A 22,278-nucleotide genomic window follows, 5' to 3' on the forward strand; every position below is an offset into this window, starting at 1 on the left:
GCCCCCCCCTGCGGCCCCCCGCGGGGGGGGCGCTCACCCGCCCCTCCGGGGCGGGGCGGGGCGGGGGGGGGCCCTCGCCCCCCCCCTCTGTACCCATCGCACACCGGCCGGGCCCCCGCCCCCGTCTGTGGGGGGTCAGACGCCCTTCCGTGTCTCCTCAACGGCGATGCGAGCGAAACACGCGCCTCCTCCCGGAAGCACCCAGCACCCGGACCTCTCCGGCTCGGTCGTCGACGGCTCCTCGGCTCACCCCGGCCGCGCCGCCCGCACGACCCGCCTGACGGCCCATCACCCCCGGTAGCCGCAACCTCCGACACGGGGCGAGGGCGGCGAGACCCCCACACGCGTGACGGACGTGCGGCCTCCTTCCCGACGCACGCCGGAGCACCTGGGCAAACCGGCAGAACAGCACATACGTTCCAAGAAATACCCCTGCCGTGCCCCGAACGACTGGCGCGAACGCCCGTTATTCCGAGCACCTGTCCGAGAAGCACGCACACCGAGGAGGCCGCATGCCCCGCCAACTGATCACCATTGGCGCGCACACCACGCTCGAAATCCCCGTGCCCGTGCACCTCGGACCTCCTGGAACCCGCCCTCCCCATCCCTGTACGTCCGTCGGCGCTCCGGAGCAGCTCGGAGGGACATCCCAGGCGGTGTCCGCGTGAGGGACCGCTACACGAGCATCGTCGACGTGCTGATGCTCCCGTACCGCGACGACGGGCGAATGCCGCTTCTGCGCCGGGCAGAGGGGCGGTACGCGGCGGGTCAAATCACCGTTGTGGGTGGTCATTTGGAGGCGGGTGAGTCACCGCTGGAAGGGGCGATCCGGGAAGCCGAGGAGGAGCTGGGGATCCGGATCGATCCGGCTGACGCGGAGTTCTGCGGGCTCTTCCAGTTCGTCGCCGCCGACAGGTCACGACGACTCGGTGCGGCCTGGGTGACCCGCCGCTGGGGAGGGACCGCGACGAACAAGGAACCGGAGAAGCACGCGGAACTGCTGTGGGCCGAGCCGGGCGACCCGCCCGCGAACTGCCACCCGTACACGCAAGGCGTGCTACGCCATTTCGTCGAGGGGACGTTGTACGCCGAAATCATGGACGCCCCCGCCACGGCTCCCGCGGCCGGTGATGCGACATGAGCGTGCTGCGCCGTCCACGGGTCGTGGAGCCCAAGGTCTCCGCCTCTGAGCAGGAGCTGTTCGGAGGGCCGCTGCGCTACGACATGGGGTGGACCGAACACGAGCACGCACGGGTGGAGTTGACCCTGTGGACCGCCCTTCGCTCTACGCCCCGCCAAGTGTGGGGCACCCTGCGACGAGCCTGGCGGGCCGACCGGGGCGCCCTGCTGAGCGTCGGCGTCTGCGAAGTCGGCCAGGGGATCGTCACGGCGGTGAACCTGCTCGTCCTGAACGCCGTCATGCACGCGTTGCTGGACACGGGAACGCCTGCCGACCGCGTCCGCACGGCTCTGCCCGCGCTGATCCTCGGCGCGGGCGCCGCCGTGGTCAACTCGGCCCTGGCCGGCTGGTCGACCTCCCGCGCGGGCCGTCTGGAGCCGCTCGTCGAACGGATCACCACGACGGAGTACCTGGACGCGGCACAGGCGGTCGAGCTGGAGGCGATCGAGGACCCGGCCTTCCGGCGTCTCCTCGACGTCGCCTACTACGGCCCCACCAACGCACGTCGCATGATCTCCACCTGCGTGGCCGGCCTGAACAGCACGATCGGGCTCGTCTCCACCGCCGGCATCCTGCTGGTGCTCCACTGGGCCCTCATCCCGATGCTGCTGCTGATCGTGGCCCCTCGGGGCTGGGGCGCGATGCGGGTCGCGCAACGCCGCTACGTATCGGTACTGAACTGGGTCGAGCATCTGCGGGCCAGCCGCCTCATCGGCAACCTGCTGACCGAGCGCAGCGCGGCCCAGGAAGTCCGGCTGCACGGCGTGGGGCCCTACCTGCTCACCTGCTACCGGGACATGGCCGAGAACGCGGAGGAGGAGCAACAGCGGCTCGCCAACGGGAAGGCGGCGACGGAGCTGCTGGCGACCGCGCTGTCCGGCCTCGCCACGGCGGCGACGTACGCGGTGATGTTCTGGTTGATCACGGGCGGGCGGATGAGCCTGGCCGTTGCCGGCACCGCGGTCTTCGCCATTCGTTCCGGCTCGGCCAGCCTCGGCTCCCTGGTGATGAACGTCAACGACCTCCACGAGGAGTCGTTGTACGTCCAGGACCACGAACGCTTCTTGGTCGAGGCCGCCCGGCGTGCCATCCCCACAGGCGGCGAGGCACCGCCGGAGCGCATCGACGCGATCGTTCTGGACGAGGTCACGTACCACTACCCCGATCGGGACGAACCAGCTCTGGACGCCGTGTCGTTGACCTTGCCCATGGGCAGCGTTACTGCTGTGGTCGGTGACAACGGCGCGGGCAAGTCCACCCTGGTGAAGATCATCAGCGGCCTCCTCGTCCCCGGCACCGGCTCGGTCTCCTGGGGCGGCTCCCCCGTCACCGGCCTTGACCGCTTCCAGCTCTTCAAGCGGGTGGGACAGCTGACCCAGGACTTTCAACGCTGGCCCATGACTGCATCGATGAACATCCGCATCGGCCGCCCCGACCACCCCGCCACCGAGGGCGAGTTGAACCACTCGGTGCAGTTCGCCGGGGCCGCGCCGGTACTCGCCAAACTGCCGGGCGGGCTCAACACCCTGCTGGCACGCATGTTCCGTGGCGCGAGCGAGTTGTCCGGCGGCGAGTGGCAGAAGGTGGGCCTGGCCCGCTCACACCGGCGCACCGAGACATCCACCGCGGACAGCCTCCTGATCGTCGACGAGCCGACTTCCGCCCTCGACCCCGAGGCCGAGATCCGCGCCTTCGACCGCATCCGGGAACTGGCGTCGCCCGACCGCGCCGTGGTGCTGGTGACGCACCGCATGTCCGGCGTGCGATGGGCGGACCAGATCTACGTCCTGAACAAGGGGCGCGTCGTCGAGCACGGCACTCACGACGAACTCATCGCGGCCAACAAGCAGTACGCGTCCATGTTCCGTGTCCAGGCCGCCCAATACGCCGGCGCCCTTCCCCGCCCCGCCCGGCCCACGACCGCCGAGCCCGCCTGACCGACCCTCCGAAGGAGCACTGTGTCCCTCCCCTCCACCGACACCGACACCGTTGCACGTCAGGCGGACGCAACCCCGAAGAACGGCACCGCCGCCCTGCTCGTCAACGACGCCGGTGAGTACCTGCTGCACCTGCGCGCGGCCAACAAACCGATCTGGCGCGCCGGCCACTGGTGTCTGCTCGGCGGCAAGCTCGAAGCCGGAGAGGGCGCCGACGACTGCATCAGGCGCGAACTACTGGAGGAGGTCGGCCTGGTCGTCGAGGACCTCGTCCCGTTCCGGGACCGGGACACCGTCGACGCGAACGGTGTGCTGACCGCCCGTGTCCATATCTACCTCGGCACGCTCAACCGGCCCATCCACGAGATCGAACTCCGCGAAGGCATCCAATTGCGCTGGACGCGCATCGAGGAGACCGCCGAGATGACGATGGACCCCAGCACCATGACGATCCTCGACGAGCACCAACGTCATCCGCAGCCCCTCCTCGACGACGCCGGCCTGCCCGCCGTCGTACAGGTGACGGAGCCGGCCGGACACCGTGATCGCAGCATCGTCGGCGCGCACCTCGTCCTCGTACGCGACGGTGCGGTGCTGCTCGGCCGACGCCATCCCGACAGCGCGTTCGCGCCCGGCGCCTGGCATCTTCCGGCAGGACACCGTGAGTCCGGGGAATCAGCTCTCGCTTGCGTCGTACGCGAGTCGGCCGAGGAGGCCGGACTCACCATCGCCGCCTCCGATCTCCAGCTGGCCCACACCCTGGACCTCCTTGACCCGGACCGTCCCATCTCGCGCATCCAGATGTTCTTCACCGCCTCCCGATGGAGCGGCGAGCCACGGGTGCTCGAACCCGACCGGTGCACGCAATGGCGGTGGTGGCCGCTGGACGCCCTGCCCGAGCCGCTCGTGGAGTACACGCGCGTCGCGCTCCGCGCCATCTCCGACAACAAGCCCTACTCGGCGATGGGTTGGAAGTGATCCGGCGCCTCCCGTTTCCCACGCGATACCGCGGCGGACCCCTCAACCACCCACTCGACAAAGGAAGTCCGTGACTGATCCGAATCCCGGGGCGATCGCGCCGCAGCACCGGCTGAGCCTGTATGAGCGCTACTACGCCCAGGTTGCTTCCGGCCGCAAGACCATCGAAGTCCGCGTGCGCACACCTCGGATGGAGGGCGCCGCGGTCGGCGACGTACTCGTGTTCCACGGCGCAGACTCGGGACGCGAACTCGACGTGAGAGCCGCACGGATCACCCGCTACGCCGACTTCGCCGAATTGCTCGCTGCGGAGGACGCCTCCCGCATCGACCCGGACGCCACGCGCGAGGAACAACTCGCCAACCTGCGCCGCATCTATCCGCCGCAGAAGGAAGCGCTGGGGCCGATCGCGATCGAGTTCGATCATCGTCCGGCGCTCGCTGGACAGCCCATGCCCATGTCCCCCGAGGCGTACGTGCAGACGCTTCCGCACCACACGGTGTACAGCTGCTTCTATCTACGCGACGAGCGCGACCGGCCGTTCCAGCTTCGGTCCGTGTACCAGGGCCGGGCCTGGCAGTTCGCCGGCGGGAACACCGACACCGACGAGGACCCCCTGGAGACCGCGCGCCGCGAAGCAGTTGAGGAAACCGGGCTCCGGCTCGGCCAGGGCCACCCCTGCCTGCTGCTGACCCACTACCTACGCCCCACCGCGCGCTGGCCGATGGGCAAGATCGGCTTCATTTTCGACGGCGGCACCCTCACGTCTGATCAGCTGCGGAAGATCCAACTCGACCCGGCCGAGCACGACATGTGGGCGATCCACACCCTCGACGAATGGCGACACCTGATGGGCGCGGACCCATTCGCGCGCCTGGAAGCCGCCGAACAGGCCCGCATCGGCGATGGTCCGCGTTACCTCGTCACCGGTTCCGCCTGATCCCGCCCCCCTTGGAGTCCTCATGTCCATCGAAGCGTTCCCCAACCCCGAGACCTGGACTGCCTACGGCCAGTTCCAACTCGACCGGTCCTACATGCCGCCCGTACCTGAACAGCTGCGTTGGGGCTTCTCGGACGGTGTCGGACCGGGCGACGACGTGCTCGGCCCCCTGGCCGGCAAGCGGGTCCTGGACATCGGCTCCGGCGCCGGCCACTACGCCGTCCACCTCGCCCGGACCCACGACGCACTCGTCGATGCGGTCGAGCTCTCGCCCACCCAACATCGACGCGCCGCCGAGCACTTCGGCGACGTACCCGGCGTCCGGTTCCTGCACGCGGACGTGATCGAGCACCTTCAGCAGGCTCGGCCGTACGACGCGGCGTACGGCATCTGTACGCTCGCCGGAATCGACCCGCACACCACGCTGCCCGCGCTGCGCGACGGACTGCTGCCCGGCGCCCCGCTCGTCTTCTCCGTGCTGCACACCAACTGGCTCGGCCAGGGCCCCTCCGCCACCGTGGCCCCGCGCGCGGAGACGGTCGGCCTCAAGGGAATGGAGCCGCTGCCTCTCCAGGCCTGGGTACTGACCGCGCAGGTATGGGAAGACCTGTTGACGGACTACGGATTCACGGTAGAGGCGATCACCCGGCTCCATGCGCCCGAGCCGGACAACCCCGTGATCTGCCAGCTCATCCAGGCGCGACGCAGAACCGTCCTACCGGCGCGAATCACCAGCCGTCCCCGCAGTCGGCGCCCGCCCGCCCCGCACGCGGCGATCGGAGTGGGCGCCATCGTCCTCGGTGAGCGCGGTCTGCTCCTGGGGCGCCACCGCCGCGGCACACTTGAACTCCCCGGTGGATCGCTCGAGGTCGGTGAAACCTTGGAGCAGGCGGTCGCGCGCGAGCTGGCCGAGGAGACCGGCCTGTCCGCGCGCACCCAGGACGTCACCCTCCTGGGCACTCTCGTCGATCACGTCGGCGACGTCGTCCGCGTCACGGTGGGCGCCCTCGTCACCGCCTGGGAGGGCGAGCCCGCCACCCAGCCGGACGAGAGCGTCGGGGACTGGGCCTGGTGGCCGCTCGACGAGCTACCCGACGGGCTGTTCGAGTGCAGCGCCCAGATCCTCACCGCCTGGCGCCCCGACCTGCCCATCTCTCATGCGCCGGCCCACTTCACCGCCTACGCCCACCGCACGACACCGTCGTGTGCCGAGGGAAGTGCGAGGGCGTGAACCCTTCGGCGTGCTCGTGGAAGGCTGCCCCGGGGTCCGTCCGCCGGTCAGACGGACTGGATGCTGTCGCCGTTGTTGTAGAGCGTGGCGTTGGTGCCGAGGCGGCGGAAGTCGTTCAGGACGCCTGCGAAGGTCTTCCGCGACGGCAGGAATTCCAGCAGGGCGGTCCGGCCGTTCTCCGTGAGGTGCTCGCGGAGCAGCTGGTTGTAGGCGTTGAAGGACGCCGCGGTGTTCCGCGGCGCCTTCGCCGCGTCGCCCCGGTGGTCGTTGGTGACGGCGATGGACGCGAGGTCCATCAGGAAGCAGTCGAACAGGTCCCTGACGTCCCGGGGATGTCCCTCGGTCCGGAGCAACTCGGCCAGGCCCAGGACGACATCGCGGTAGATGCCGTGTCGTCTCGTGAGGTGGTAGGCCGCCATGATGTGGTCCTGCTGCCCGGCGCCCTCCGTCGTCATGAACCTCCGGGGGTTGTGCCCCTCGAGGCCCGGCACCGGGAGTTCCGCGCCCTCGAACATCGCCTCCTCGACCGCGATCCGCGTGTCACGGGAGGCCAGGGGGTGCAGGCCGATCTCGTGGGCGAGCATCCCCATCACGTGACCGATGTCGTACGTCTCGAAGTAGTAGCTGGCGAGGTTGATCCGCACGCCCTCGTCGCCGAGGTCCTGCACGTCGGCGGGGGGCTCCTGCTTCAGTAGGTCGCGTTTGTGCAGCGTGATGCGGCAGGGGCGGTTGCCGAGGTAGGTGCTGATGACCTCGTGGTCCTGGAGCAGTTCGATGATGCGCACCGCCTTGTCGCGGTAGCGCTGATCGGTGTGCTTGAGGTTGGTGAACTCGATGTTCCCCGACCGCAATGGGGCGTAGGCGGGGGTGACATCGGACGCGGCGTTCGGGTCCGCCGGTGCGCGCGCCGCGACCTCCGTCGCCGTCCCGGTGGGGTCGGTTCCTTCGGTGGGCCGGGGCAGGGAGACCGGGTCGACCCATACGGCCTCGCGCGGTGCGGGCGTGGTGTCGAGGCGGGCCGCGTCCCAACTCTGCGCGTTTGCCTGCTCACTTGAAAGCAGGTCGACTGAATGCGGGTCGACGTCGCCGATCAGCCTGCTGATCAGTGCGAGGTGCCGACCGCGCAGCCCGGCGGCGAGCGGAGACGGGTCCTCGGGACTCTCGTTCACCGCTCCCAGCAGACTGCCCTGGATGTGGGGCCGGTGCGGCGTGTCGGCGTCCCGGTATTCGTCGCGCAGACCCAGCTGGTGCGTCAACTCGTGCACCAGACGCACCGGTTCGGCATCCGCCCACCACACCGTCTGATCCATCGGCCGGTCGCGACCCACCAGGTCCACCGTCAGATGCGGGGACTCCCCCGGCGCCACACGCTCCACCGTCACGTGCAAACGGTCGCCGTTCGGCAGGTGATAGGACGGACCGTTCAAGAACTCCGACACACCAGCGAGCAATGTGTCGAACACTTGCTGCGAATCGCCTTCCTCGCCACCGCGCAGCGCCAGCCGCACCGTCAGATCCGTGACCGGCTCGCCACCGAACACGAACCGCCGCGCGTCGAAGCCGGAACGCACCACGAAACGAGGTCTCTCGTCCCGCGGCCCCAACAGAACCGGCGGAGTGACCTGTTGAACCGGCGGCTGGGTGCCCTGCGTCCCCTGCGGAAGCCGGGGGCGCGCCGCTCCCGACGGAGGCAACGGGCGCTGAATGCTGTCGCCACGGTTGTTCGTACCGAGACTGGCGGCCAGCGTCGTGAAGTCCCTCGCGACGCCGAACCAGCCCTTGTCCGCAGGAACCAGTGCACGCACCGGGCTGTCCGCCGCCAACTGCTGGACGAACATCTCCTTGTACGCGTTGTAGACCTTCGCCGTGTTGGCCGGCTCCTTGGCCGCGTTCACCCGGTAGTCACTGGTGATGGCGATCGACGCGACGTCCATCAGATAGGTGTCGATCAGATCGGTGACGTCCCTCGCCTTCGCGCCCTCCTCACCGGTGCGCGCATCCGCCGCGAGAATGTCCGCCATCCCGAGGACGATGTCCCGGTAGATCCGGTGCCGCGTACTGCTCGGGAACGCGGCCATGATGTGGTCCGCCTGTCCCGCGCTCTGCGTGTTCATCGTGCGCGGCGGATTCAGATGTTCCAGACCGGGCACCGGCAGCGGGATCCCCTGGAACATCGACTCCTCGTCCGGGATGTCCGTGTTCCGGGAAGCGAGCGGATGCAGTCCGATCTCGTGGGACAGCATCCCCATGACGTAGCCGATGTCGTACTTCTCGAAGTAGTAGCTGGCGAGATTGATGTCCACGCCCGCGTCACCCCGGTCGATGACATCCGCCGGGGTCTCCGTCGTGCGGACGTGCAGCGTGATCCGCACCGGACGGCCGCCGACGTAGTCACGAATCGTCTGGTGCTTCTTCAGCACATCAATGATCTGTACCGCCTTGTCGCGATAACGCTCATTCGTGTGGTTCAGGTTGGTGAACTCGAAGTTGCCGGACTTGAACGGAACGAACGTCGGGCCCTCGTCCGGGTCGGGCGTGGCGTCCGTGGCCTCCGTGGTGGGGCCGGCACCCGACAGCGTGTCCAGCTCGTATGCCTCGTCCGGCTTCGGGGCCGGGGTGCGTTCGAGTAGCGGTACGAAGTCTCCTCCGCGGCGGCGGAGCCGGATGTGGGTGCTGTCGGAGGACGGGCCCGCGTAGGTGTGCGCGGTGCCGTTCTCCTCGATCAGGGTGAGCGTGGTGCCGGTCGCTGAGGCGGCCCATTCGGCGACCGCGCGGTCCGCGTCGTGTTGCCAGGGAGCCTCGGCGAGGTGGCGGCGCAGATGGCCGTCGCGGGCGTCCTGGCTGGGCGCGGGCGTGTTCGGTGCCTGCTTCAGCGGTGGGGGCGAGAAGAGGGAGGGGCGCTCGTCCGGCTTGCCCGGAAGGCCGTTCATGCGCATCAGTTGCGCGGCCGACACCCCGGTGCGGACGCGCAGCCGGGCCGCCTCGTGGCGTTCCGTTCCGGGGTGGGCAGCGGCCTGCCGCAGTGCCGTGCTGAGCGCGCCGAAGAAGCCGTTGCCGCGGCCGGTGGGCTCGCCCTGGGTGTACGTGGCGCCGTCGGGTGCGGTGAGGACGCCGTCGCGGTCGAGGCGGTAGCGCGGGCCGCTGGGGTCGGTCGGCGGCGACCAGGGTGGGGTGGCGTGGCTGCGGTGCGCGGGCGGCTTTGGGGACTGTTCCGTAGTCGTACTCGTCCCGGTAGCGGGCGTCGGCAGTGGCGTCGCGACCGGCGCCGGTGTGCCGGGCACCAGTGCGGCGTGGAAGAAGCCGTCGGTGGTGAACAGGACCGGGTCGCCGACCGGGTCGACGGCCGCCGGGTCCGCGCCGTGCGGCAGGAACACCTGGTCGCGGCCCTTACCGGTGACGACGGTGAGCGGAGTGCCGAGGACGCGGGCGGCGAGCGCGGGCAGCAGGTCGGCGCCGCCGTGGTCGCCCGCGACGCGCTGGGGCGGGGTCTGCTCCCCCTCCGGCCGGGTCGTCGAGGTGTCCGGGGTCGGCTCGGCGGCGAACGGGCGGGCCAGCGCCGCGACGGCCAGGGCGACGCGCTGTGCGGGCGTCGGCCAGAAGGTCTGGGGCAACCGCCCGAACGCGTCGAACTCGGACTGCTGGGCGGGGCTGAACTCCACTCCGGCGGCGTCGAGTTCGTCCTGTGTGAAGGTGTCGGCAGCATCCAGGGCGAGCGCGTCGAGGAGGTCCTCGTTGCCGTCGTCGCCCAGCGCGGTGGCGAGTCGGTCGCGGGCGGCGCCGATGGCGTCGGCGGTGACGTTCGGGGCGCCGGGTGTGTGCGTGAACCGCCCGGCGAGGTCGTTGCCGATGAGGTGTGGCAGTCGGCCGTGCGCGGCAGCGGTGGCGAGCAGCGCGTGGAAGAACGAGGCGCCGTCGTGCGGCATGTCGTGCACCTCGCGCACCGTGGTGCCGTCCGGGGAGGTGAGGGTGCGCGGGGTGGTTCCCTCGGCGTCCGTGACCTTGTACGGGTCGGGGGCCTCGGAGCGCCACGTCGGCTCGGTGTACTCCTGCGGCCGGTCCGGCACGGGGACGGCCGTCGAGCCCTGGTGGTGGGCGGTGAGCCGGGACGCGGCGAGGTGCAGCCGGTGGTGGTCCGCGGCGGCGGTGTCGACGCGTTGCTGCCAGAGTCGTACCTCGTCGCGTGCGGCCTGCCAGGCGGTCACGGCCGGGGACTCGGCGATCGTCTTCGGCAGGACGGTCGCCCGGTCGGGGTCGCCGTCGCCGAGCGCGGCCTGCTCCTCCGGGCTCAGGCCGAGCCAGGTCTCGCGGGCACGGGCGCGGACGTCGTAGTAGCGCGACTCGGCCTTGGCGAGGTCGCCGGCCGCCTCGGACATGGTGTCCCAGGCGGCGCCGACCTCGTCGGGGAACGAAGTGTCGTCCAGCAGGCCGTAGTCGCGGGCGATGTCCTCGCGCAGCCAGACCAGGGCGGTGGTCTCGGCCTCGGCGGCGCGCGGGCCGCGCACGGGCTTGCCGAGCGCCTGCATCGGGCGGCTGTCGGTGAGCCGGTGGTCCGCCTCGGCGACCGTCAGCCAACTCACCGGCACGGCGAAGAGCATGCTGCGGTCGGTGACCACCTTGAGGTGGGTGCCGAGAGTGGTGTCGTTGGTGCCGCGGAGCGCGGTGGTGTCATTGCTGCCGCCGAACGGAACCGTGGTGCCGGGGATGACCAGACCCGCCTCGGTGGTGGTGAAGATGGGGCCGGTGCCGATGGCGCCTTCGACGTTGTCGGTGATGCCGGTCTCGTCCGCGTCGGAGGTCTTCGCCCGCTGCATGGCCTCCATGCGTGGCTTGCTCTCGACGGCGAGGAGCCGGGCGCCGGTGCGGTGCATCTTCGCGTACAGGCGCGAGTCGGCGGTGTGGGACTGGCCGAAGAGGCGGGCGGACGCCTGTGTCGGCAGCTGCGAGCCGTGTGCGCCGAGCGCCTCGCGGAATCCGGCGGTCAGTCCGCCCTGGCTGGTGGCCTCGTGCTGGGCCTGCGCGGCGGCGGTACCGAGGCCCGTGAGCGGGGTGTGGCGGGCCATGCGTACCCGCTCGTCGAGCACGTTGCCGGTGTGCAGCGTGCCGGGGTCGCTGTCGCCGAAGCCGTCGGCGCGGGCGGTGGCGAGGGTCAGGGCGTCCTGCACATTGGCCGCGCCGCGGATGTCGACGGCGAGGATGCCGGAACCGATCCGGTCGTCGAAGGGCAGGACGTCGGACGCGCCGGGGGTGTTGCCCGCGGGTGCGGTGCGCCACGCGGCGATGCCGTCCGGGCGGGCCTGCCCGGACGTCAACATCCTTACGGCGCGGCCCGGTTCGGGCACGTCGCGTTCGGTGAGCGCGCCTTCGGCACCGTCGGCGTCCGGGGTGAGCAGACTGGCCGGGGCCATCTCGTGCAGTTCGCCGACGTGCGACACCGCGCGCGGCGCGAGCCGCTGCCCGGTCGCGTCGGTCATGGTGACGCTCAGGATGTAGTCGGTGACGATCTCGGCGTGCGCCTGAGTGGTGGCGATGTTCGGCATCGCCGTGCTGCCCGCGGTCCGGGTACGGGTGGTGGCCTGCTGCTGGGTGGCGGTGCCCTGGACCGCGGGTCCGGCGATCAGGGGGCCGCCGCCCATGCGTTCGCCCATGCCGAGCGTCACGTCGCCGCCGCGGTCCTGGGTGGTGGCATCGGCATGGTCGCGCGCGTTGGTGCGGTAGTCCTCCAACTCGTAGCCGGTACGCAGCCGTTCGACGGTGGTGGTGACCGGCGTCAGCTTGAATTTCAGTTGGCCGGGGCTGCCGCCGACGGCCAGGTGGTGCGGGCTCGACCAGGAGCGGTAGCGGACCGGCAGGGTCATTCCGTCGGTGGTCAGCTCGTGCAGATGGGCGCGGAGGAAGTCCGGGGAGAGCCGCTGGAGCACCTGCTCGCGGTCGTGCGAGGGCACGCCGATCTTCTCCAGGCGCGGCAGCAGTTGGTGTGCGGCGTGACCGGCGTCGAGTTGGCCGCTGGGGTGGGTGGGGAAGCGGCGGCCGCGCAGGAACGCGGGGACGCGGTAGCCGCCGCCGAGGTTGCGCGGGGTGTCGGTGCTCAGCCCGTCCGGGGCGAGTCCGGCCTCGATGGCGTCCTGCATCGGCAGGTGCATCATGACCGCGTCCTTGATGCGCTGGAGCGCGGCGGCCGCCTTGCGCGGGGCGAGTCCCTGCCCGAGGCGGTCGGAGACACGTCCGGCGACGGAGCCGATCGCGGTGCCGGCGCGGGTGCCGATCGTGCCCATCGCGGCGGTCCACCGGTCCCGTACGGCGACGGTCTCGGTGGCGTCGGCGGCCAGCAGATACATGCGGCCCGCGTAGCTGATGGTGGTGTTACGGCCGCGGGTGACGGTCTGCGAAATGCTGCGGCCCTTGCCCCAGGCGTACTGGAGGGCCGTCTGGTACGTGCCGGTCACGCCCGGTTGGCCGGGTGTCTGCTGGTTGTGCTGATAGGGGATGTCGCTGCCCTGGAGGCCGACGGTGGCCCGCGTGGTCGTGCCGGAGCTGCCGAGGATGCGGTGCTCGTTCCCGAGGGTCGCCTCCAGGCTGCCCGCCTTCGGGTCGCTCTTGACCCGTACGTTGGTCAGCTCGCCGCGAACCGCGGCCTTCAGGTAGTGCGTGCGCAGCGGTCCCGCGCCGTTCAGTCCGGTGATCCGGGAGCCGAACGGGCCCAGGTACTGGCCGAGTTGACCGGAAATGCTCAGGTTGGCCATCGCGCGGCGCAGTGCGGTGCGCACCGGGGCTCCGGGAGCGTTGACGTGCCAGGTGGTGCCGGAGGCACGGTCGGCGGTGTCCTGCATGAGTTGGGTACGTGGGCCGGCGCCCTCGGTACTGAGGACGACGTGCGGGGATGTGAGCAGCTTGCGGGTCAGCTCCCGGTCGGCGCTGCTGGAGTGCGGCAACGGGCGGTCGCCGTCGAGGAGTTGATCGGCCTCGATGCTGGAGAGGCGCTGTGGGGGCAGGGTCGAGTTCGGGTTCGGCGACGGCGTGGTGGTGGGTGGGGCGTGGCGGTCGGAGCCGTGGGCGGAGGGTATCGCCAGCTCGACGCGGCCCACGCTCTCGCTGCCGTGGTCGAACAGTGGGCGTTCGGCGATCTTGCTGACGAAGATGCCGCCACCGAGAAGGCCGGCCGTGGCGAGTCGGGCCCAGCCGCGCGGGCGGCGGTGGCCCTCGAAGGTGGCACCCAGCTCGACGCGGTAGCTGTAGAGGTCGGCGGTGGACTGGAACGCCAGGTTGTCGTGGGTGACCGCGGACATGCTGCGGGTGGCCGTCTGGTCGGTCCTGCCGTAGCGGGCACCGAGGGTGACGTTGCCTATCTGGGCAAGGGAGTTGGTGCCGGGCACGGGGGTGTGGTCGCGGGGCGAGATGCCCAGTTCGACGCCGCCGGAGAGGGTGTTGGAGGCCTGCTCGCCCTGGCCGGACACCTCGGTGCCGATCACTCCGTTGCGCAGGGAGCGCTCGCTCATGGTGCTTTCGAACCGGCGGTCGGTGAGCCGGGCCCGCAGGATCAGCGTGTGGTGACCGCGGCGTACCTTGCCGTCCTCGGTGAGGGTGACCGGCACGCCGGTGGTGGTCAGGTCGTCCAGGCTCTGCGCCAAGGTGGGGCGGTTCAGCGCCTCGCGCACCTGGCGGTCGTTGTGCAGCGCGGTGCGCATCCGGCCGTCGCCGTACCAGAGCTTGGCGAGCCGGGGGTGACGGAGCATCAGTGGCGGGGCGAACAGGGTCGGGTAGGACCGGTGCAGGGTGTCCAGGACGGTGTCCGCGAAGACCCGGAGGGGGTCCTGGGGCCGGGTCGGGTCCGGCGTCGTCTTCGGGTCCGCGGCGACGTCCGGGGGCGTCTTCGGGTCCGGGGGCGTCTTTACGGGCGAGTCCGTGACCGGTGCCGGGTTCGGGGTCAGGGCTGGGTCCGTGACCGGTTCCGTGGGCGGGGTCGGCGCGGGGTTTCGCGGGCGGTCCGGTCGGAAGCCCTCGGCGCGGATCTGTCCGCCGAGGTGCACCGGGTCCTCGCGGGTGAGGTACCACGGCACGGGCGGCTCGGCGTCCGGGTTCGGGCCGGACTGGCCGGGCGTGCGGCTGTCCCAGCCCGCGAGCCGTCGCGCGTCCTGGGTGGGCATCCAGTCCAGGCTGACCACGCGCACCGGCTGGGCGGCGGAGGCGGGCTGTCCGGCCTTGCGCACCATGAGGGTGCGCTCCACCCGGTACAGCGCGACCGGGTGGTTGCGGACGCGGCCGGTGACCTTGCGGGCCGCGTCGGCACCGTAGTAGTGGCCGCGTCCGGAGCTCAGGTCCGAGCGGATCTGGGGCCCGCCCTGGAGGCGTACGTCCACATCGGGGCCGACCAGGCTGTGGTTGGGGCCGGAGGTGACCTGGACACCGAAGCGGGTGTCACGGACATGGGCGCGCTGGTTCTGGTACGTGGTCTGGGTGAGTTCGCGCACCTCCGCGCCGACCGACTCGGCGACCAGCGTGGCACGGTGCGGCACCGACCGCTCCACGATCAGATGACCCAGTGGGTGGTGCCCGCTCCCCCGGGTCAGCTCGGGGCTGCTGACCGGTCCCGAGAGCCGCCCGAACAGTCCGAGCAGCCGGCCCGGCCGCACGTAGGAGACCAGTGTGCGGTGCGCCGAACTGCCGGGCCGCGCACCGGAGATGGCGAGCGCCAGGTCCTCCGGCGGGTCCGTCAGATGCAGTCCGGTGGTGTCGCTCATGCGCGGCCCGACGCCGTCCGGGAACGTCAGTGTCTCGGGTGCGCGTCGGGTGCCCTTGTACGGGACGGTGAGGTCGTCCGGGAGCCGCCAGCTCAGGCCGTCCCGCATCGCGAACTCGGACGTGTGCACGGGCGTGCGCCGCCAGTTGGGGGCGCGGTTGTCGCCGGTGCGGTCACCTGTGGTCGGGCCGGTGGCCTTCGGTGCCTCGGTGACGCGCTCGACCCGCACCCGGTAGTGCACGTCGTCCAGGTGCAGATGCGAGCCCTCGAAGGCGCGCCACTCGGACTGGTGGAAGCCCTGGGTGCCGAGCGTGTAGTCGGTCCTGCGGGTCCAGCCCAGCGAGACACCGATTTTCAGCAGCCAGTTGAGCGGCGGGCCCATGCTCAGCGCGGCGGCCATCCGGCGGCCGACGCCGACGCTGCGACCGCCGCCCGTACCGGCCTGACCGCGGCGCATGGTGTCGAGGCGTGTGGTGCCGCCACCGATGTCGTTGAACCGTTCCCAGCGGTGGTACGGGACGGCCTCGACGGTCATCTCGTGGCCGACGCCGGACTTCTCCCGGCCCACGAAGCGGGCGCCGCGCGGGGCGGTGAAGGCGCCGGGCTGTTCGGTGAGCAGCCGCAGCAGCTCGGCCTCGTCGAACTGGGAGCGCAGGTTCGGCGGCAGTTGGTCGAGGATCTGCCGGGCCGCCAGGTCGGCCGCCCGGAGGTTGAGCGTGCCCAGGCCGGTGAAGAGGCCGGTGCGGATGCCCGGTGTCCCGGTGTCGGTGGTGCCGTCCGTGCTCTTGTCGTTCGGGTCCGAGTCCGGGCTGATGAGCACGGTGGGCAGTCGGCTGCCGTCGTCGAAGGTGACGGTGCGCGGGGCCGGGCCCGGCGGGGCGGCGTCCGGCCCGGTCATCAGGCGTGCGGGACGGTGCCGTTCGAGCTGGGTCTCCAACGGGACCGTCTCGCCACTGTCCTTGGGCCTGGTGTCGGAGGCGAAGACGTCCGTGACCCCGCCCATGCTGCGCAGCCACTCGCCGAAGGGGTCGGAGCGGTCGGTGTCGGTGTCGGTAACCGAGTTGGTGTCGGGCTCGGGCGTGACGGTCGTGTCGGTGGTGACCGGCATCGTCCCGGTCGCCGGCGGTGCGGAGGCAGGGATCAGCGCGTCGTAGTGGTCGCTGCCGTTGTACGCCAGGTGCAGGGTGCCGTTGCCGCCGCCCGGGTTGAGTGGGGTGACCAAGGTGTCGCCCGGCGCCCCGTGCGGGTCGGCCTGGACCAGTCGCAGGTCTACGTCGAGGGTGTGCGCCAGTGCGTGCGGGAGGAGGTCACCGAAGGGCGAGGACCACAGCCCCGTGTGCTCGGCAGCGGCGGCGATCAGCCCTTCGGTGCCGATGCGCCGCGCGTCGCCGGGCGTGGGCGCTACCTCGGCGAGCTGCGGGTAGCCGCTGTCCGTGAGGATGTGTCGCCACTGGGCGGGGTCGCCGTCGGTGACGACCCGGTCCGCGATCCGGTTCCAGTCCTCGGTGATTCTCACCTGCTCGCCCGGGCCCGTGACCCCGGCGATGGCGGTCATGCGCAGATCGTCCACCACGGAAAGCACCGGGTCGGGCGTCGCGGCAGCGGCCGCGGCGACCAGTTCGGAGCCGGAGAGCCGGTCACGCAGCAGACCGCGCAGCCCGGCGACGTTGCGGGCGGCCCAGGCGGGTGGGATGTCCTGGCTGCGCGCGCTGTCGAGCAGGGACCTGAAGAGGCAGTCGCCGTCGGCGCGGGTGTCCAGCCGGACCAGCGAACGGCCGTCCACGTGGATGGTGTTGGCGGAATCGGGTGTCGTGGAACTCTTACTGAAAAGGGCGACGTTGTCGGCGAGGCTCCCCCGACTGCTCGGCACGGGGCCCAAGTCGGGCCTGCGGCGCAGCAGTTCGGCGGTGGCCTCGGGGCTGAGGGACAGCTCGGACAGGGGCAGCGGGTCGTCGGAGAGCGACCAGGTGACGCGTGCGGACGGCGCGTAGTCGAGGCCGCGTACGTCGTCGGGTGAGACCAGTGTGCTCGGCGGCAGTTCGGCGGGCGGTGGTGGCAGTAGCACGTCGAGGGTGGTGTCGGGCCGGGCTTCGGCGCGCAACTCGGCGGCTGCGCGCAGGAATTCGGTGTATTGCCGGGCGGTGGGGCCGGCCGTCGGATCGGCGAGGGTGTCGCCGGTCGTGTTGAGCCGGTCGGTGGCCATGCGGTTCAGCAGGTCCGGGGTCATCCGGCCGTCGCCGTAGCGGGCCGCGCTGCGCGGGCCGTGCCAGCGCAGGGCGTCTACGTAGGCGAGGCCGGACAGCAACTCGCGGTTCTCCGGGCGCTGTTCGGCGTCCGGGCCGAGCGCTTCGCGCAGCGTGCGGACCTGCTGGAGGGTACGGGCGAGGGCGAAGGCGTCCGCTGGTTCCGGGCCGCGGTGCAGGCCTGCGTCGCGGGCCAGCTGGTCGAGGGTGGCACCGGTGGGCTCGGGAGTGAACATCCGCCAGCGGCCGGGGCCTTCCGCGCCTTCGGTGAGCACGGCGCGTACGTTGCCGTCCCGGTCGCGGGCGGTGCCGACCTCGGTGGTCGGCGCGTACACCGGCCGTCCGGTGCGGTTGGCGACGTGCTGGGCGACGGGCAGTCCCGCCACCGCGGGCTGCTGTCCGGTCTCGCAGGAGAACAGCACCAGCGGCCGGTCCTGGTGCCCGTCGTGCTGCCCTTCCTGTGACCAGGACTTGAGCACCTCGCCTAGCTGCACACCGCTGACCTTGACGCTGGGGTACGCCGGGTCGTCGGTGCCGAGCGTGACCGTACGAGGGGTGCCGTGCCCGGCGAAGTAGTCGGCGCCGCGTTCGGTATCGGAGCCGGGCAGCGCGGTGGGCGGGTCGGTGAACACGGTGCGGGAGGTGTTGTCGGGCCCGGACGTGGTGCGTACGCCGCGGAAGCTGTCCTGGTCGAGGAGTTCGGCCCGGCGCTCGCTGAGCGGGGTGCCGTCCTCGGCCGGGCTCTGCGAGATGGTCAGCGTCCGCACGGGCCGGCCCGGCGCCGGGTGCGCGGCCGACTCGGGTATCCAGCGCCGCAGTTGAGCGACCGGCACCGTCTGTCCGTCCAGGGTGGTGACGACCGGGTCGGCCGGGGTGGTCCCGCTGTGGGTGACGGGCCGTACGACGATCCGCGCCGGGGGCGGTGGGGTGCCGCCGGCGCCGCGGCCGGAGCCCGGGGCGTGTGCGCCCGTGCCGTGGGCCGACTCCAGGTGCGGGTCGGTCGCCTCTTCGGTGAGCGCTCGGGACGCGGTGACGGTCTCCCGGGCCGGGCCTGAGGTCGTCGTGCTCTCGGTGGCGGGGCGGGTGGACGGGCTGAGGGCGTCGGCGAGCGGGAGCAGTACGTCCGCGCCGGGGAACTCGGTCTCGGTGGCGGCGTTCGGGTGCGCGGTCGGCGGAGGGCCGGCGAGCGGGCGGGCCCGGACGGGAGCGTCCGGGCCGACCCGGGTCAATTCCACGGCGGAGCGCACTGGGCGGCCGGTGCTGTCCGGGTTGGCACCGGGCCCGAAGACGACGGCCCGGTCGGTTCCGGCGCCGTCCAGGACGGCGGTCGCCTCGGGGGTTCTCTCCGGTGGTGGCGGCGTCTGCGAGACCACGATCGTCAGCGGCGGCATCTGCGCGGCCGGGTCCGCCTTGGGCGTCGACTCGGCCCGTACGGTGGCATCGCCTGCGGTGCCGCCGTCTTCGGTGTAGGACCCGGTGGTGGTCACCTTGGGCGGGGTGGTGCGATGTCCGTCGGGGCCCGAAGTGACGTTGTGGCCGGACGTGTTGGAGGCGGCGTCCGGCGGCGTTGCGAGGTCCGTGGACGTCGTCGTGTCCGAAGACGTGATGGTCCCCGAAGACGAGGTGGGGGTGACGGGTGACGTCGTGGTGGTGTCCGGCGTGCTGCCGGTCTCCGTGGTCGTGTTCGTGTCGGGTGGGGTGCTGGTCTCAGGGAGCGGCGGGGTCTGCAAGTCCCCGGCGGGCGCCGTGTTCTCCGGGCTCGTGAGAGTGCCTTGGGGCTCGGTGGTGGCCCCGGGGTCGCTCCTCGGAGTGGGGGTGGCGCCGGTACGGGGGCCATTGGCGGTGCCCGCGCCGGGCGCAGCGGAGCTGTTGGGGCCGGGCGTGGGCACGGCGTTGGTGCCGTTGGCGTTCGCGGCCGGGGTGCCCGCCGGGGGCGGGGCGACCGATGCGGGGCCGTTGCCGGTCTCGGTGCCTGGCCTGTTCGGCGTGTCGGCGTTGCGCGCCGTCGAGCCGTCGGCGGCGAGCGACGTCGACGTGTGGGAGACCGGCGTGGTCGAGGGGCCGGAACCAGCTGCTTCGGAGATGTCGGTGCCGAGTCCGGTCGAGGCGTCCGTGTCAGGCGTGAGGAACGTGTTGGCGCCCGGTGCGGGCGAGTTGTCGGGTGTCGGAGAGGTCCGGGCGCCGGGTGCGTCGGAGACCTCGGCGCCGCTCTGCGGCGAGCCGTCAGCCTCCGGCGCGTTGGAGGTGTCGGAGTCCGGAGCCGTCGAGGGAGCGGAGCCGGTTGCCTCGGAGGTGTTCGTTCCGGACGCGTCCGAGGTACCGGAGCCGGGCACAGCGGACGCGTCCGTGCCGGGAACGTTCGAACTACCGGAGCCGGACACAGCGGACGTGCCTGTGCCAGGCCCGTTCGATGTGCCGGGACCGGACACGGCGGATGTGTCCGGGCCGGGGCCGCTTGATGTGCCGAAGCCGGGCACAGCAGACGTATCCACGTCCTGCCCACCCGAAGCACCAGAGCCGGACACGGCGGACGCATCCACGCCCGGCCCACCCGATGTGTCCGGTGTGGGCGCACCCGACGACTCCGGGTCCGTCGCCGTCTCGCCCTCCTGGCCGGCCGCACCGTTGTTGCCGCCCGGCGCGCTCGACGGCCCGGAGCCGGGCGTCGTGGAGGAGTTGGGGCCGGTGCCGGACGTGGAGCCGGCGCCGTTGCCCGGCAGTGTGGTGGGCTGGTCGTTGTGGGCCGCTCCCCCGGGCGCGTTGCCCGGGTCCTGGAGTCCGCTCCGGCCGTCGCCCGGCGGGACGACCTGCGTGCCGCCGCCGTCGGTGACGATGCTGCCGCCACCGGGGGCGTCCACCGTGACCGGCATACCCAACCCGTCCAAGACACCACGGACATGGTCGACGTCGGCCTGCGCGGTGGGCCCGCCCGGGGACACCACCCGGACCTCGGGGACCTGCGACAGACTGCGGTGCAGCCCATCACGCAACCCGATCTCGTCGCTGCCGGGCGGCTGCGTGCCGCGCAGCGCGCCCAGGTCGTCCAGCGCCTGTTGGCGGACGTCGGCCGGACCTGTGAGTACCTGCTGCCACAGGTGGCTCTCGTTGGCGGACACCGAGGGCGCGAGCGGCGTGTACGGCGGCGGGGCCACGGGCGCGTAAGGCGGCGGGCCGTCCGTGAACACGGATTCGTTGGCAGGGGTCTTCTCAGCTCCGCCGGTGGGCGGGGTCTGCGTGGAGCCGGGAGCGTCGTCGCCGCCCCCGCTCTCCGTGTGCGGACGGCCGCCACCGCCGTCGACGGACCGCGTGGAGCCACTGTCGCCACCGCTGACGGTCGGCGGCGTACGCATGTTGTCGATGGTGTTGCGCAGTTCGGCGCCGCTGTTCAGGGCGGTAGAGGTGAGCGAGGACTCGACCTGGCTGCTGACACCCGCGCCGACGAACGTGGACCAACTCGTGGACCAGTCACCGTCGAACACACCCTTGATGAAGATCTCCGCGAGCGCCTCACCTGCACCTGCGGCGACGAAGTCGGTCGTCCCCTTCAGCCCGTAGTGCCCCGCGAGGCCACTCAGGTTGTCCGCGTTGTCGCGCAGGATGGTGCTGTTGCGCCACAGGTTCGGGTTGTTCAGGAACGACAGCGAGTTGTTGTGCAGCAGGGACGGCGGATTGCGGGTGATGCCCGAGCCTTCCGGCATCGGAGTCGGAGAGGGCTTCGGCGTCGGATCGGGGCCCGGGCCGGAGCCGGGGTCGTTCGGCTTCGGGTTGGGGCCCGGGGTGTGGTCCGTGAGGCCGGGGCCCAGGTCGTTCTTCAGGTTCGGGTTGTTCTTGAAGTCGAGGTCCGGGCTGTTCTTGAGGAACGAGTTGTCGTAGCTCTTGACGATGTTGTGGGCGAAGTTGTTGAAGACACTGGTGAGGAACCCGGCGGCGGCACCGAACGCACCGTCCTTCAGGATCTGGTTCCAGTCGAAGCCGTCCGGGCGGCGGTTGTTCGGCGCGAAGTTCATCATCGCCAGGCGCACCGCGAACGTGGTGAACGCCTCGGCGAACGCCTCCGTCAGCGACGGCGCGAGGTGCAGCCGCTGCAGCAGATGGCTGAGCGTCGTGAGGATCATGAAGCGGCTGCGCAGCTTCGCCATCATGATCTGGCTGGCCGAGGCGCCGCCGGTGAAGAACGACATCGCGAGATAGATGGCGATCTCGATGAGCAGCCGGATGACCTCGGCGATCACCTGCCACTTGGACTCCATGATGTCCATGGAGGTCTTGCGCCGGCCCTCGGCGATCTTGTCGAGCTGCTCGGCGAACTGACGCAAGTAGTTCGTGCCATTGTCATCGGTGAGCGTGCCCATCGCCCTGGCGTACGACTTGGCCAGGTCGTCCGGCATGGCCTCGGCGATGTCGTGGACCGACTTGTCGATCAGCGACGAGAGCCGGTCCATCTTCCGGCCCAGGCCGGAGTAGGGCTGACGGCTGTCGTAGGCGAGGTCCTCGTCGGCGTCGATCAGCTTCTCGCCGGTGAGGATGAAGATCATCGCGTTGACCTCGGGCGAGGCCTTGATGCTCATCGGGGGCCGCCCGCGGGGTCGTACGGGCAGGCCTGGGCGACCGCTGCCGCCGGGAGGCGGGAGCGGCCGGTGCGGCGTGTGTCAGTGGCGACCACGGTTCCCGACACCGTCGACGCCGACGTCCCCGAGTCCCTCGGTCTCGATCCGGTTGTTGCCCCGCTCGACGTCCTCGATGTTCTGGTCGCGGGTGCGCTTCATCATCTCGACCTGGCTGAGCGTGGAGTCCGTGATGCCCACCAGGGCGTCCCGGATGGACATCATGGTGTCCTTGGTGGTCTGCCGCTCCTTCTGCTCCTGCGGCTTGGCCTTCTCTGCGAACTCCCCTTCGTGGCCGGGCCAGTTGACGGTGGGCGCCAGACCGTCGAGGAACTCCTCGGTCATGCTCCGGACGAGGTCGGAGATCTCCTCCAACTGACCCGTGCAGGCTTCGATGCGCTGCGGGTCGACGTAGTACCGCTGTCCCATCG

General features: G+C 71.3%; 7 protein-coding genes. 5 read left to right on the forward strand and 2 right to left on the reverse strand.

All coding sequences use genetic code 11. The features are described from left to right. Positions 1 to 664 precede the first annotated feature (664 nt). The 5 genes from ACYSUO_RS00005 (at position 665) to ACYSUO_RS00025 (ending at position 6,266) form a co-directional block, all read left to right on the forward strand. Positions 665 to 1,141 carry an NUDIX domain-containing protein gene (locus tag ACYSUO_RS00005; RefSeq protein WP_461773858.1) on the forward strand — a complete coding sequence of 159 codons (477 nt, stop codon included), beginning with the start codon at positions 665 to 667 and terminating at the stop codon, positions 1,139 to 1,141. Next, the gene (locus ACYSUO_RS00010; RefSeq protein WP_461773859.1) at positions 1,138 to 3,117 is read left to right on the forward strand and encodes an ABC transporter ATP-binding protein; all 1,980 of its coding nucleotides are present in this window, start codon (positions 1,138 to 1,140) and stop codon (positions 3,115 to 3,117) included. The genes ACYSUO_RS00005 and ACYSUO_RS00010 overlap by 4 nt, the downstream gene beginning before the upstream one ends. Before the next feature lie 21 nt (positions 3,118 to 3,138). Next, the gene (locus ACYSUO_RS00015; RefSeq protein WP_461773860.1) at positions 3,139 to 4,095 is read left to right on the forward strand and encodes an NUDIX hydrolase; all 957 of its coding nucleotides are present in this window, start codon (positions 3,139 to 3,141) and stop codon (positions 4,093 to 4,095) included. Positions 4,096 to 4,165: 70 nt separating this feature from the next. After that, on the forward strand, positions 4,166 to 5,035 hold the full coding sequence (locus tag ACYSUO_RS00020; RefSeq protein WP_461773861.1) for an NUDIX domain-containing protein: 870 nt from the start codon (positions 4,166 to 4,168) through the stop codon (positions 5,033 to 5,035). 22 nt (positions 5,036 to 5,057) lie between these two features. After that, positions 5,058 to 6,266: a bifunctional class I SAM-dependent methyltransferase/NUDIX hydrolase gene (locus ACYSUO_RS00025; protein ID WP_461773862.1), complete on the forward strand. Its 1,209-nt coding sequence runs from the start codon at positions 5,058 to 5,060 to the stop codon at positions 6,264 to 6,266. A gap of 47 nt (positions 6,267 to 6,313) precedes the next feature. On the opposite strand, the gene ACYSUO_RS00030 is transcribed toward ACYSUO_RS00025, so the two are convergent. Together ACYSUO_RS00030 and ACYSUO_RS00035 are read right to left on the reverse strand one after the other, a co-directional pair. After that, the gene (locus ACYSUO_RS00030) at positions 6,314 to 21,811 is read right to left on the reverse strand and encodes a WXG100-like domain-containing protein (protein ID WP_461773863.1); all 15,498 of its coding nucleotides are present in this window, start codon (positions 21,809 to 21,811) and stop codon (positions 6,314 to 6,316) included. Between the two features lie 81 nt (positions 21,812 to 21,892). After that, complete coding sequence (locus ACYSUO_RS00035; protein WP_461773864.1) at positions 21,893 to 22,276, reverse strand: hypothetical protein; 384 nt, start codon at positions 22,274 to 22,276, stop codon at positions 21,893 to 21,895. Positions 22,277 to 22,278 lie beyond the last annotated feature (2 nt).

The sequence above is a fragment of the Streptomyces sp. UC4497 genome (genome assembly GCF_054871485.1).